A 12,134-nucleotide genomic window follows, 5' to 3' on the forward strand; every position below is an offset into this window, starting at 1 on the left:
CGACCGGACCGTGTCACGCACCGGCACCGTCGCCCTCGCAGGACGCCTGATCGTCGCCGCGGAGATCCTCGGAGGCCGCCGAGTCACGATCCCGCATCGAGGAACACACCCTGCTGTTCTTCGACCCGCACAGCCGAGAACTGCTACGCACCCGCCCGAACCCGCTCACCTTCGAACAGGCCCGCCACCTGCGCGGCTCCCGCCCCGCAGGGCCACCCCCGCGCCCAGCCATCGAGCCGATCACCGTCCAACGCCGCGCCTCGAACACCGGCGTGATCGCCGTCGTCCGCCAGTTCGTCTCCCTCGGCCGCACCTACGCCCACACCGTCGTCGACGTCCACGTCTCCGACACCACCCTGACCATCGAGCTGCCCGACGGCCAACACCGCACCGTCCGACGCACCACCACCGACCCCGTCCGACGCTGGAAAGTCACTAAGCTCCGAACACCCTCAGTTTCCTAGCCCGAACGTCAACCATCAGGTGAGACAGGAACGTCAACCATCACCTGGGACCAGACATGCAGAGCGGGACATGTCGAGTCTCAGGACATGCTTGACACGCGAACCGACCATTTGACTGGTGGTGATCGCGGGCTTGCGAGGTGGCGCCATTCGATCTCAGGCACCGCTCACCTTCTTCGGGTGATGCGGGAACTGCTGCGACTGCGTATAGGTGGCCGCCTGCCCAGCGCGCCGGAGGTAAGGAGGGTCGGCATGGCCGACGGAGTGGTTGTCTCGTTGTGGCGGTACCCGCTGAAGTCGATGCAGGGTGAGGAACTCAACGCGTCCCACCTCAGCGGGCGTGGCCTGCTGGGTGATCGTGCCCTTGCTCTCGTCGATGTCGAGACGGGCAAGGTGGTGAGCGCCAAGGACCCGAGGAAGTGGCCGGCCATGTTCGACTTCCGGGGTCGTTGACCGCGCCACCGGAGCCGGACAGGCCGCTCCCGCCGGTCGCGGTGACGCTCCCCGACGGCTCGGTGGTCAGTTCGGAGGACACCGACTTCTCCGAGATCGTCTCCGCCGCCCTCGGCAGGCGCGTGACGCTGGAGGCCGCCGGGGCGCCGCAACCGACGCTGGAGGAGTACTGGCCCGACATGGCGGAGTTGGACCACCAGGAGACCGTCACCGACGAGGCCATGCCCGTCGGCACGTTCTTCGACCTCGCAAGCGTGCACGTGCTCACCACCAGCACGATCAACCGGCTCCGTGAGCTCTACCCGCAGGGGCGCTTCGAGGTTCGGCGGTTCCGGCCCAACATCGTGGTACAGGTCGGCGATGATGTCGCCGAGTTCGCGGAGAACAAGTGGGTGGGCCGGCAGATGCAGATCGGCGACGGGGCCGTCCTGGACGTGACCGACCCCTGCCCGCGTTGCGTGATGACGACGCTCCCGCAGGGCGACCTGCCCAGGGACAGAGAGATCCTGCGCACCGCAGCCCGACACGACGACGTCAACGTCGGCGTGTACGCGGAGGTACGCCAGGGCGGGACGGTCCGGCGAGGTGACGCCGTCACTCTCACCTGATCCGCCCGGATCGCAGGAGCTCACTCGACCTCGAGCGCTGGCCGCCTCATGGATTGGAACGGGTGGGTAACCCTGAAGACTCCGCAGGCGCGGAGCGGGGTTGATGCGCCGCTCCTGTACGAGTTGACCTTGCGGGGCAACGATGGCCCTGAGAGCTACCCCTTATGAGTTCCGGGCCGTTAGGTGTGCTTCGTTCCCCTAACGCCGTAATGGGTGGACGCGAACCGTCCTGGTGCACGCTCGCCACCGGCGCCGGTCCGCCTCACCGCGTGACCAGCCCGCCTGGGCCCGTGGTCAAAGCGACCTTCGCGCGCCTCCACGCCGCGGCCTGGTTACTGGCGGCGGTCGTCGTCGCGCTCGTCGTCGGCCTACTCATCGCCAGCGCCATGTGATGATGCGGGCAGCGTTGTGCTCAGCTGCCGCTCCCACGGGCGCGAGTTCGGCTTCGGTCGAGGATGAACAGGGCCCGTTCGGCGGGTATGACCAAACAACAAGATCACCTCCGGGCCTGCTCCGGCGCCTGCGTGCGACAGGCCATCGCCGAGATACTCCTCGACCGCCGTCCCGGCCTAGCCAGCCCCAGCGGACAGCGGTGCCCATGGTGCCGCTGACGATCCAGTGCATCTGGCGGACCGTGGACGCGGCGAGCGGCGAGCAGGTGTGCCGTGGTGTGGGGAGAGCGTTCCCTGCTGTTCCTCGTCGTTCCCTGTTGGTCCTTCGGGTGGGTGTGCAACGGTGCCGGCACCGACGGAGGTCGACGTAGAGCTGCTCAAGGATGCGCGGGTCGATGGTGCGGAGCGGGGTGTCACCGAGAGCGGGGATCAAGGTTCGGTCGAGGTAGCCGCGGTAGGTGCGGCGGCTGCTTTCCTCCAGCTCAGTGGTAGGAAGCCACTCCTCGGTAGCCTCGGCGAACCCGACCGAGCTCGCAACGTTCCGCTGCTGATCGACCTGGCTCAGCAGGCGCGTGAGCTCCTTGTCAGCGGCTCTGTAGGCGGCCCTGTCTACTCCACGGACGCTCGCCGCGAGGTACGACTTCCGACCCGTGGCGGGGTCGACCCCGGAGAAGACCCGGATCTACAGCGTCCCGCCACGCTTTCGGATGCTTCCTCGGCGCCGGCTGGCTGGTGGCTCGGACCTCGTGACACCCCGGGACGGTAGCGGCCGGCCGTTCCCTGCTAGATGGACAGATAGATGGACCAGAGCCCCGAACCGCGATCATGCTGAGCAGCGTTTCCGCTGCTCAGCTTACGTGCCCCCGGTGAGATTCGAACTCACACTGGGCGGATTTTGAGTCCGCTGCCTCTGCCGATTGGGCTACGGGGGCCCGGTGTTCTCCGCACCTCGCGTGCAGTGTTTCCGCACACGAAGTACCGAATTACCTCGGGGATGTTCACCTTATCCCGGTAGCATCGAGCCTTGCGTTCGACCCGTCCGTTGAAGGAGAAGCTCCGGTGAGCCAGCAGGTATCCGAGGAACAGCACGCCGAGGACCGACCGGCCGTCGGTTGGCGCGTCCTCGTCGTCGAGGATGAGGCGCTGATCCGCCTCGACCTGACCGAGATGCTAGGCGAAGAGGGTTATCAGATCGCGGGGGAGGCCCCCGACGGCGAGGCCGCGGTGCAGATGGCCCGCGAGCTCAAGCCGGATCTCGTGATCATGGACGTCAAGATGCCCAAGAAGGACGGCATCGAGGCGGCGGCGGAGATCGTCGAGGAGAAGATCGCTCCCGTCGTCATGCTCACCGCGTTCAGCCAGCGCGACCTCATCGAGCGGGCCCGTGACGCCGGCGCGATGGCGTACCTGGTCAAGCCGTTCGCGCGGCACGAGCTCGTGCCCGCGATCGAGCTGGCGGTCTCCCGGTTCGCGGAGAAGCGCGCGCTCGAGGACGAGGTCGCCTCGCTCAACGACCGGTTCGAGACCCGCAAGGTCGTCGACCGCGCCAAGGGCCTGCTGATGGCGCGGCAGAACATGACCGAGCCCGAGGCGTTCCGCTGGATCCAGCGCACCGCCATGGACCGCCGCACCACGATGAAGGCGGTCTCCGAGGCCGTCATCGAGGGCCTCGCCACCCCGAAGGCGTGACCTCCCGCTCCACTCGCGAAAGCCGTCCCGACACCGTCGGGGCGGCTTTCGTCGTACGTGGCGGACACGTCGACGACACACGATCGTAAGCAAAGGTAAGCGGTTTCCCGCAGCTCAGGCCGTCACCTTATGATCTTGCCTGCCATCGGATCGTGACCTTGAAGTCACGGCATGTAGAACGACGGTCACGGAACGCTGAATCCGGTTGCGGTCTGGTAAAGAGCCCAGGCGGTGTGGTGACGCGGAACCCGTCGGTGACCTAACGTCCGCGACGCTCTCGGCAGCTCCGCGGGGGCCCGGTGGCGTCGGGGCCGCCGTCGACGTGGTTGCACGGAAGGACATGACATGGATCGGAAGCGGACGGTCGTCGCGACTGCCGCCTTGCTCGCCGGGGCGCTCGCGCTGACGGCCTGCTCCACGAACCGGACGGAGACGGGCGGCGCCAGCAGCGGCTCGTCCTGCGACACGAGCAAGGGCACGCTCGTGGTCGGTTTCGTCGCGCCGCTCTCCGGTGGGCTCTCGGCCCTCGGTCTCGGCATGAAGAACTCCGCGGACCTCGCGGTGAACCAGGCGAACCAGGCGTGCAAGGTCCCGGGCTACAAGCTCGCGCTCCAGGCCGAGGACGACCAGGCGACCGCCCAGATCGCCGGTCAGGCCGCGACGAAGCTCGCGTCCGACCCGAAGGTCGTCGGCGTCATCGGCACGCTGAACTCCTCCACCGCCCAGTCGGTCGCCCCGATCCTGGCGCAGAAGAAGATCGTCGAGATCTCGCCGGCGAACACCAACCCGTCGCTGACCCAGGGCGACAACCCCGCCTCCCCGTCCCGGCCCAACCCGACGTACTTCCGCGTGGCCACCACGGACGCCGTGCAGGGCCCGTTCGCCGCGCAGTACCTCGTCGGCAAGGCCGCCAAGAAGAACATCGCCGTGATCGACGACGGCAAGACCTACGGGGCCGGCCTGGCGGCGGCCTTCGCGGCCGAGGCGCAGAAGCGCGGCGCCACGGTCGTCGCGCAGGAGAAGGTCGGCGAGAAGGACACGGACTTCTCCGGCGTCATCTCCAAGATCCGCCCGCTCAACCCGGACGCGGTCTACTACGGCGGCGAGTACCCGGTCGCGGGCCCGCTCTCGAAGCAGCTCGCCGCCGCCGGCCTCAACGTTCCGCTGATGGGCGGCGACGGCATCCAGGACGAGACCTACGTGTCGCTCGGCGGCCGTGAGGGCGACCTGGCGACCAGCGTCGGCGCCCCCGCGGACCAGCTGCCCAGCGCCAAGGCGTTCATCGACGCCTACTCGGCGGCCGGCTACAAGGAGCCCTACAGCACCTACGGCGCGCTGACCTACGACGCCACCAACGTGCTCATCTCGGGCCTCACCACCGCCGTCGGCTCCGGCACCTTCAGCGACACGACGCGCGGCGCGCTGCTGACCGCCGTCCAGGACACCAACCTCGACGGCGCGAGCGGCAAGGTCTCCTTCGACCAGTACGGCGACACCACGAACAAGGTGCTGACCATCTACTCGGTGCAGGGCGGCAAGTTCGCCCCGGTGGAGAGCGGCGAGTTCCAGGCCAGCTGACGTCGGCCCCAGGAGGGACCGACCGGATCTGAACGGCAGAGCGGGGGCGGGGGGACACCCGTCCCCGCTCTGCACGTGGTGGAGGAGAACCCTCACTTGTTGTCCACGTTCCTGTCCCAGATCGCGAACGGGCTGGTGCTCGGTTCGCTGATCGCCTTGATCGCGTTGGGCTACACGATGGTCTACGGGATCATCACGCTGATCAACTTCGCCCACGGCGAGATCTTCATGGTCGGGGCCTACGGCGGCCTCGCCACCCTGACCTACCTGATGCCGACGTTCATCGCCCAGCGCTGGTACTTCGCGCTCCCCGTCGTGCTCGTCGGCGGCGCCCTCATCTCGGTCCTCGTGGCCGTCGCGATGGAGCGGTTCGCCTACCGGCCGCTCCGCAACGCGCCCCGCCTGGCCCCGCTGATCACCGCGCTCGGTGTGTCGGTGGCGCTGCAGGAGGCCGTCCGGGTCTTCTACCCCGGCGCGACGGCGGCTATCCCGTTCCCGAACCTCTTCATCGAGGGCACGTGGATCATCCCGATCGGCGACGGCGTGCCGATCCGCTACACGGGCATACTGCTCATCGTGGTCTCGCTCGTCCTGGCGTTCGGCCTCGAGCGGTTCATCGAGCGCACCCGGATGGGCCGCGCGATGCGCGCCACGTCGCAGGACCGCGACGTCGCCCGCTTGATGGGCGTCGACCCGGACCGCATCATCGTCCTCACGTTCGCGATCGGCGGCGCGCTCGCCGGCGTCGCGGGCGTGCTCTACGGCAGCTACCTGAACAACATCAACATCGACATGGGCTTCCAGAACGGCATCTTCGCGTTCACCGCGGCGGTGCTCGGCGGGATCGGCAACATTCGCGGCGCGGTGATCGGTGGCCTCGTCATCGGCCTGGTCAAGGCGCTCGGCGGGCAGTACCTGCCCGGCGGCACCGCCTACGACTACGTCTGGATCTTCGTCGTGCTGATCATCGTCCTGGTGTTCCGGCCGCAGGGCTTCTTCGGCGAGACGGAGAGGGTCCGAGCATGACCGCCGTGACCGAAGCACCTCCCGCGTCGACGCCCGAGACGGCACCGCCGCGGCACACGGGCCGGCTCGCGGGCCTGCTCGGCGCGCTCGCCCCGCGGGCGCGTCTCCTCGGGATCGTCGGCGGCGTCGTCGCGATCCTCGGCTCCCAGCTGCCGTGGGCGACCTTCGTGCTCAACCAGGGTGCCTACCCCGAGCTCGCCACACTGCCCTTCGGCTTCACCGGCTTCCGACTGCACCTGGTGATCCTCGGGCTCGCGACGATCGTCGTCGCCGCGGTCCGGGTGCCGGCGGCCAACAGGATCGTCCGCAACCTGGGCATCGGGATCGTCGCGGTGGCCGTCATCAACGGCCTCTACATCACCGTCGAGGGCGGCGGGCTCGGCGCGATCACCGCCGCGGACGGCGCGGTGGCGTTCGGGTCGGTCGTCGCCCTGATCGGCGGCGTGCTCGCCATCCTGGGCAGTGCGGCCGGCGGGGTGGAACCCCGGCCCGAGCTCGACTGGAACCTTCCGCTCTGGGTCGAGTGGCTGCTGCTCGTCGTGATCTTCGTGCTGATGCTGCTCGTCGTGGCCGCGGCCCTCACCAGCGGCGGCCAGGGCGGCGTCGTCAACCCCTATTCGGGCGCGGTGTTCCTGTCCTTCCTCGGCGCGGCGGGCGGCGCGTTCGCCGGCCTGAACGCGTCCGGCCTGCTGGGCTACGTGGCGACGCTCTCCGAACGCCACCGGGTGTTCAGCGTGATCGTCCTCCTGATCGTGGCGCTGGGGCTCCCGCTGACCAGCGCGGGCACCGAGTACTGGATGACGGTCGCGTCGAACATCGGTGTCTACGCGGCGACGGCCATCGGGCTGAACATCGTCGTCGGGCTCGCCGGCCTGCTCGACCTCGGCTACGTCGCGTTCCTCGGCATCGGCGCGTTCGTCGCGGCGAACCTGTCCGGCGCCACGGCCTCGGCCGTCGGGATCCACCTGCCGTTCGTTCTGGTCATGGTCATCTCGGCGGTCGTCGCCGGCATCTTCGGCGCGATCGTCGGCTCGCCGACGCTCCGGGTGCGCGGGGACTACCTCGCGATCGTCACCCTGGCCTTCGGTGAGATCTTCGTGCGCAGCGCGCAGAACAACATCGGCGGCCTGACGGGCGGGGCGAACGCGATCCCGAACATCCCGGCGGTCGCGGTGGGGGACTTCCGGTTCAACGAGTCGATCACCATCGGGTCCGTCCAGCTGCCCTCGGGCGTCATGTACTACGTGCTGATCGTCCTGCTGGTCGCCGGCGTGATGCTGGTGTTCGGCAACCTGAAGAACTCGCGGCTCGGACGGGCGTGGATCGCCATCCGGGAGGACGAGGACGCGGCGAGCGCCATGGGCATCCGCACCGGCCCGATCAAGATCCTCGCGTTCCTGCTCGGCGCCACGCTGGCCGGCCTCGCCGGCGCGTTCTTCGCGCACAAGACCGGCGTCGTCGCCTACGACAGCTTCCGCTTCCTGGAGTCGGTGACCCTGCTCTCCGCGGTCATCCTCGGCGGCATGGGGACGATCCCGGGCGCGGTGCTCGGCGCGTCGATCCTGTTCGTGCTGCCCGAGAAGCTTCGCGAGTTCTCGGACTACCGGCTGCTGATCTTCGGCCTCGCGCTCGTGCTGATCATGCGGTTCAGGCCGCAGGGCATCGTGGCGGACAAGCACCGCCGCGCGGAGCTGGCCGAGGAACCCGAGGACGCCGCCAAGGAGGCCCCCGGGCCCCTGCCGACGAGGGTGGAGCCGTGAGCGAGGAGCAGGCGACGAGCCCCGACGACAAGGTCGGCACCGCGACCGGGGAGGAGCTTCCGCCGGAGCTGCAGGCGCCGCCGGAGGAGGTCGTGGCCGTCCTCGCCGAGGACATGCACGTCGCGACCGGCACCCGCGAACCGATCCTGCAGTCGTCGGGCGTCTCGATGGTGTTCGGCGGCCTGCGGGCGCTGAACGACGTCACGTTCTCGCTGGGCGAGGGCGAGATCATCGGCCTGATCGGGCCGAACGGCGCCGGCAAGACCACGTTCTTCAACTGTCTCACCGGGCTGTACTCGCCGACGTCCGGGCAGGTCACCCTGCGCGGGAAGGCCATGCCGAAGGACCCGGCGCGGGTCACCCAGGCGGGCGTGGCGCGGACGTTCCAGAACATCCGCCTCTTCCCGAGCATGACGGCCATGGAGAACGTCCTGGTCGGCCGGCACGTGCGGATGAAGCAGGGCCCGCTCTCGTCGCTGCTGCACGGTCCGCGGTTCCGGAAGAGCGAGGCGGAGGCGCACGACCGGGCGGAGAAGCTGCTCGCGTTCGTCGGCCTCGGCCGGTTCTCCGACGAGCTCGCCCGCAACCTGCCCTACGGCGACCAGCGGCGGCTCGAGATCGCCCGCGCGCTGGCCACGGACCCGTCGGTGCTCCTGCTCGACGAGCCGACGGCCGGGATGAACGCGCAGGAGACCGAGGCCACCCGGCAGCTGATCTTCGCGATCCGGGACCTCGGCGTCTCGGTCGTGGTGATCGAGCACGACACGAAGTTCATCTTCACCCTGTGCGACCGGGTGCTCGTGCTGGTGCAGGGCGAACTGCTCGTGGAGGGCTCGCCGGACGAGGTGCGCGGCGACCCCCGCGTCGTCGAGGCCTACCTGGGCGCACCGCCCGAGGAGATCGAGGCGCAGATCCACGCCGGGGCCACCACGGGATCGGGCACAGGCGGATCAGGTCTGCAGGAAGGAAGTACGGGCTGATGGCGTTCCTCTCCGTCCGCGACCTGGTCGTCGCCTACGGTGCGATCCAGGCCGTCCGCGGCGTCTCGTTCGACGTCGAACAGGGCGAGATCGTCAGCCTCATCGGCAGCAACGGGGCCGGGAAGACGACGACCCTGCGCACCGTCTCGGGCCTGCTGCGGCCGGTGTCGGGAGAGATCCTGCTCAACGGCGAGCCGATCCAGAAGCTCCCTGCACACCAGATCCTCTCGAAGGGCGTCGCGCACAGCCCGGAGGGCCGCCGGCTCTTCGCGCGGATGAGCGTCGAGGAGAACCTGCGTCTCGGGGCCTACACCCGCAAGGACGAGGCCGGCGTGCTGAAGGACATGCAGCGCGTCTACGACCTGTTCCCGGTGCTGGGGGAGCGGCGGGGCAACAAGGCGGGCCTGTTCTCCGGCGGCGAGCAGCAGATGCTGGCGATCGGCCGCGCGCTCATGTCCAGCCCGAAGCTGCTCATGCTCGACGAGCCGTCGATGGGCCTCTCGCCGATCATGACGCAGAAGATCTTCGACACGGTGAAGGAGCTGCGGGACGCGGGCACCACGGTGCTGCTGGTCGAGCAGAACGCGCTCTCCGCGCTGGCCCTGTCGGACAAGGCCTACGTGATCGACCTGGGCCGCACCACGCTCTCCGGCACGGGCCGCGAGCTCCTCGCGGACCCGCGGGTCCAGGAGGCCTACCTCGGCGAGGGTGCGTCCACCTGATCCGTGCCGCTCGGGCGTCTCTCCGACGCCCGAGCGGCGGAGGCTCACCCGCCGGGGAGGGTGTCCCGGTGCAGGCAGGTCAGCTTCGCCGTGCAGATCCGGTGGCCCTGGTCGTCGGTCAGCACGATCTCCGTGGTCGAGGTGCTGCGGCCGACGTGGAGCGGCCGCGCCACCCCGGTGACCCAGCCGTCCGTCGCCGCGCGGTGGTGCGTGCACGCCAGCTCCAGGCCGACGGGGAACCGCTCGGGCAGCGCGTGCAGCGCCGAGAGCGTCGAGCCGAGGGTCTCCGCCAGCACACCGCTGGCGCCCCCGTGCATCAGGCCGTACGGCTGGCGGTTGCCCGCGACGGGCATCCGGCCGACGACCTCCTCGAGGGACCGGCTGACGATCTCGATCCCCATCTTCTCGGCGAGCTGCTCGGCGAGCATCTCGGGCTTCATCTCGGGCAGCTCGGAGGCGTCGATCGGCACCGGGAGACCCTAGACCGGCCGCTCCCGCACAGGTCCGTGGGATCGCGCACAGGCGCACGGCTCGTGCGCCTGCCCGCGAACCCGTGCGTCAGCGCGGCCGGTGCGTCACGAAGATCGAGGTACCCGGGAAGAGCTCGCCCCGCAGCGGCGACCACTGGCCCCACACCCGCTCGTGCCCCTCGGGCCACTCCGGCTCGACGAGGTCGTCCAGCACGAGGCCGGCGGCCGTCACGTCCCGGATCCGGTCCCCGAGCGTCCGGTGGTGCTCGACGTACGTGGCGCGGCCCTCGTCGTCGACCTCCACGTAGGGGGTCCGGTCGAAGTACGACTGGGTGACGGTCAGCCCGTCCGGCCCGGGGTCGTCGGAGAACATCCAGCGCATGGGGTGGTTCACCGCGAACACCCAGCGCCCCCCGGGCCGCAGCACCCGGAACGCCTCGCGCATCACGGTCACGGGCTCGGCGACGAACGGGACGGCGCCGAAGGCCGAGCACACGACGTCGAACGTCCCGTCGGCGAAGGGCAGGCGCTCGGCGCCCGCCTGGACCAGCGGCACCGCGATCCCGGTCGACGCGTTCAGCTCGGCCGCGTGCCGCAGCATCCCGCGGGACAGGTCCAGGGCGACGGAGCGCGCCCCGCGGGCCCGCAGCCAGCGCGCGCAGGGTGCGGAGCCGCAGCCGATCTCGAGGACCCGCGCGCCCCGGACGTCGCCGAGGAGCCCGGCGTCCGCCTCGCGCAGCCCCTCGGGGCACCACACGAAGTCCGCATCGCCGATGTCCCGGGCGTGCTCGGCGAGGTAATCGTCCGCATCGGCGTCCCACCAGGCCCGGCTCGCGCGCTCGGACTCCTCGGACCCGACGGCCCGCCGCGCGACCCCGGCGGTGCCGAGAACTTCCTCGGCACTCATCGCACTCGCCCGCTGCGCGGGCTCTGCGCTGCCCACAGGCGCTGTGCCGATGATGCCCTCGCAAGCTCGGTCATGGATGATGTTGTACAGAGCATGCTCGAACCGCGTTCCACCACCGGATCGTCCCAGTTCGGAACGAGGGGGCCGCATTGCCCTGCTGATCCCGACCCGCGTAGCATGACGAGCGCACTGTGGTCAACGTAACGGTGGTTCGCAAACCGCTACGGGCACACCGGGTTCGGCAGAGCGGAACCCGTCAGCCCAGACCACGGAACCGACGATCGAGGGTGACTGTCACACGCACCACCAGTCACGGCTAGACACCACCAGAAGGTCGCAGAAGCGGCCACCACGATGACATCCACCGGAGCACCCCACTACATGTCCACCGACACCACCGCCGCCCCGACCCACACGAGCCCGCAGGTCGCCATCAACGACATCGGGTCGGAGGAGGACTTCCTCGCCGCCATCGATCTGACGATCAAGTACTTCAACGATGGCGACATCGTCGAGGGCACCATCGTCAAGGTCGACCGTGACGAGGTCCTGCTCGACATCGGTTACAAGACCGAGGGCGTCATCCCCTCCCGCGAGCTCTCGATCAAGCACGACGTCGACCCGGCCGAGGTCGTCTCGGTCGGCGAGTTCGTCGAGGCCCTGGTCCTCCAGAAGGAGGACAAGGAGGGCCGGCTGATCCTGTCCAAGAAGCGTGCGCAGTACGAGCGCGCCTTGGGCACGATCGTGGAGCTCAAGGATGCCGACGAGCCGGTCGAGGGCACCGTCATCGAGGTCGTCAAGGGCGGCCTGATCCTGGACATCGGGCTCCGCGGCTTCCTCCCGGCCTCGCTGGTCGAGATGCGCCGCGTCCGCGATCTGCAGCCGTACGTCGGCCGCAAGATCGAGGCCAAGATCATCGAGCTGGACAAGAACCGCAACAACGTGGTCCTGTCCCGCCGCGCGTGGCTGGAGCAGACCCAGTCCGAGGTCCGCAGCGAGTTCCTCAACCCGCTGGCCCGCGGCCAGGTGCGCAAGGGCGTCGTCTCCTCGGTGGTCAACTTCGGTGCGTTCGTCGACCTCGGTGG

14 protein-coding genes and 1 tRNA gene are annotated in these 12,134 nt (G+C 69.4%); 11 read left to right on the forward strand and 4 right to left on the reverse strand.

Features of this window, described 5'->3' with window-relative positions; genetic code table 11:
* Positions 1-272: 272 nt before the first annotated feature.
* The 4 genes from JWP64_RS23845 to JWP64_RS23860 all read left to right on the forward strand — a co-directional run bounded on the left by JWP64_RS23845 (position 273) and on the right by JWP64_RS23860 (position 1,917).
* Positions 273-464 carry a hypothetical protein gene (locus JWP64_RS23845; protein ID WP_297501227.1) on the forward strand — a complete coding sequence of 64 codons (192 nt, stop codon included), beginning with the start codon at positions 273-275 and terminating at the stop codon, positions 462-464.
* A 252-nt stretch (positions 465-716) separates the two neighbouring features.
* Positions 717-917: an MOSC N-terminal beta barrel domain-containing protein gene (locus tag JWP64_RS23850; RefSeq protein WP_297501230.1), complete on the forward strand. Its 201-nt coding sequence runs from the start codon at positions 717-719 to the stop codon at positions 915-917.
* A 41-nt stretch (positions 918-958) separates the two neighbouring features.
* Positions 959-1,525, forward strand: a complete 567-nt coding sequence (locus tag JWP64_RS23855; RefSeq protein ID WP_297501233.1) for an MOSC domain-containing protein — start codon at positions 959-961, stop codon at positions 1,523-1,525.
* Between the two features lie 269 nt (positions 1,526-1,794).
* Positions 1,795-1,917: a hypothetical protein gene (locus tag JWP64_RS23860; protein WP_297501236.1), complete on the forward strand. Its 123-nt coding sequence runs from the start codon at positions 1,795-1,797 to the stop codon at positions 1,915-1,917.
* Here the strand turns inward: JWP64_RS23860 and JWP64_RS31665 are convergent.
* Positions 1,898-2,599 (reverse strand): hypothetical protein, encoded by a 702-nt coding sequence (locus JWP64_RS31665; protein ID WP_366890488.1) that lies wholly within the window; start codon positions 2,597-2,599, stop codon positions 1,898-1,900. The two genes, JWP64_RS23860 and JWP64_RS31665, sit on opposite strands and share 20 nt — an antisense overlap.
* 176 nt (positions 2,600-2,775) lie before the next feature.
* Positions 2,776-2,849 (reverse strand) — tRNA-Leu (locus JWP64_RS23865).
* Positions 2,850-2,976: 127 nt separating this feature from the next.
* Between JWP64_RS23865 and JWP64_RS23870 the strand changes: the two genes are divergently transcribed.
* The 6 genes from JWP64_RS23870 (at position 2,977) to JWP64_RS23895 (ending at position 9,672) form a co-directional block, all read left to right on the forward strand.
* A complete protein-coding gene (locus tag JWP64_RS23870; RefSeq protein WP_297501239.1) occupies positions 2,977-3,606 on the forward strand; it encodes a response regulator in 630 nt (209 codons plus the stop codon).
* A gap of 345 nt (positions 3,607-3,951) precedes the next feature.
* Positions 3,952-5,184: a branched-chain amino acid ABC transporter substrate-binding protein gene (locus tag JWP64_RS23875; RefSeq protein WP_297501241.1), complete on the forward strand. Its 1,233-nt coding sequence runs from the start codon at positions 3,952-3,954 to the stop codon at positions 5,182-5,184.
* Between the two features lie 96 nt (positions 5,185-5,280).
* On the forward strand, positions 5,281-6,210 hold the full coding sequence (locus tag JWP64_RS23880) for a branched-chain amino acid ABC transporter permease (protein ID WP_297501244.1): 930 nt from the start codon (positions 5,281-5,283) through the stop codon (positions 6,208-6,210).
* Positions 6,211-6,215: 5 nt separating this feature from the next.
* Complete coding sequence (locus JWP64_RS23885) at positions 6,216-7,970, forward strand: branched-chain amino acid ABC transporter permease (RefSeq protein ID WP_297501246.1); 1,755 nt, start codon at positions 6,216-6,218, stop codon at positions 7,968-7,970.
* A complete protein-coding gene (locus JWP64_RS23890; protein ID WP_297501249.1) occupies positions 7,967-8,950 on the forward strand; it encodes an ABC transporter ATP-binding protein in 984 nt (327 codons plus the stop codon). Before JWP64_RS23885 ends, JWP64_RS23890 begins: the two co-directional genes overlap by 4 nt.
* Positions 8,947-9,672 (forward strand): ABC transporter ATP-binding protein, encoded by a 726-nt coding sequence (locus tag JWP64_RS23895; protein ID WP_366890490.1) that lies wholly within the window; start codon positions 8,947-8,949, stop codon positions 9,670-9,672. The genes JWP64_RS23890 and JWP64_RS23895 overlap by 4 nt, the downstream gene beginning before the upstream one ends.
* 44 nt (positions 9,673-9,716) lie before the next feature.
* Here the strand turns inward: JWP64_RS23895 and JWP64_RS23900 are convergent, their stop codons facing one another.
* On the reverse strand, positions 9,717-10,112 hold the full coding sequence (locus JWP64_RS23900; RefSeq protein WP_297501261.1) for a hotdog fold thioesterase: 396 nt from the start codon (positions 10,110-10,112) through the stop codon (positions 9,717-9,719).
* 118 nt (positions 10,113-10,230) lie between these two features.
* Positions 10,231-11,049 (reverse strand): class I SAM-dependent methyltransferase, encoded by an 819-nt coding sequence (locus JWP64_RS23905; RefSeq protein ID WP_297501255.1) that lies wholly within the window; start codon positions 11,047-11,049, stop codon positions 10,231-10,233.
* Positions 11,050-11,430: 381 nt separating this feature from the next.
* On the opposite strand from JWP64_RS23905, the gene JWP64_RS23910 reads away from it, so the two are divergent.
* A partial coding sequence (locus JWP64_RS23910; protein ID WP_297501258.1) for a S1 RNA-binding domain-containing protein occupies positions 11,431-12,134 on the forward strand: 704 nt, incomplete at its 3' end.

Source organism: Pseudonocardia sp. (assembly GCF_025465255.1).
GTDB lineage: Bacteria > Actinomycetota > Actinomycetes > Mycobacteriales > Pseudonocardiaceae > Pseudonocardia.

Excerpts from the sequence above, each read along its gene's own strand:
- JWP64_RS23850 (WP_297501230.1), top strand. The coding sequence starts at position 717 with ATGGCCGACGGAGTGGTTGTCTCGTTGTGGCGGTACCCGCTGAAGTCG.
- JWP64_RS23875 (WP_297501241.1), top strand. The coding sequence starts at position 3,952 with ATGGATCGGAAGCGGACGGTCGTCGCGACTGCCGCCTTGCTCGCCGGG.
- JWP64_RS23900 (WP_297501261.1), bottom strand. The coding sequence starts at position 10,112 with ATGAAGCCCGAGATGCTCGCCGAGCAGCTCGCCGAGAAGATGGGGATC.
- JWP64_RS23905 (WP_297501255.1), bottom strand. The coding sequence starts at position 11,049 with ATGAGTGCCGAGGAAGTTCTCGGCACCGCCGGGGTCGCGCGGCGGGCC.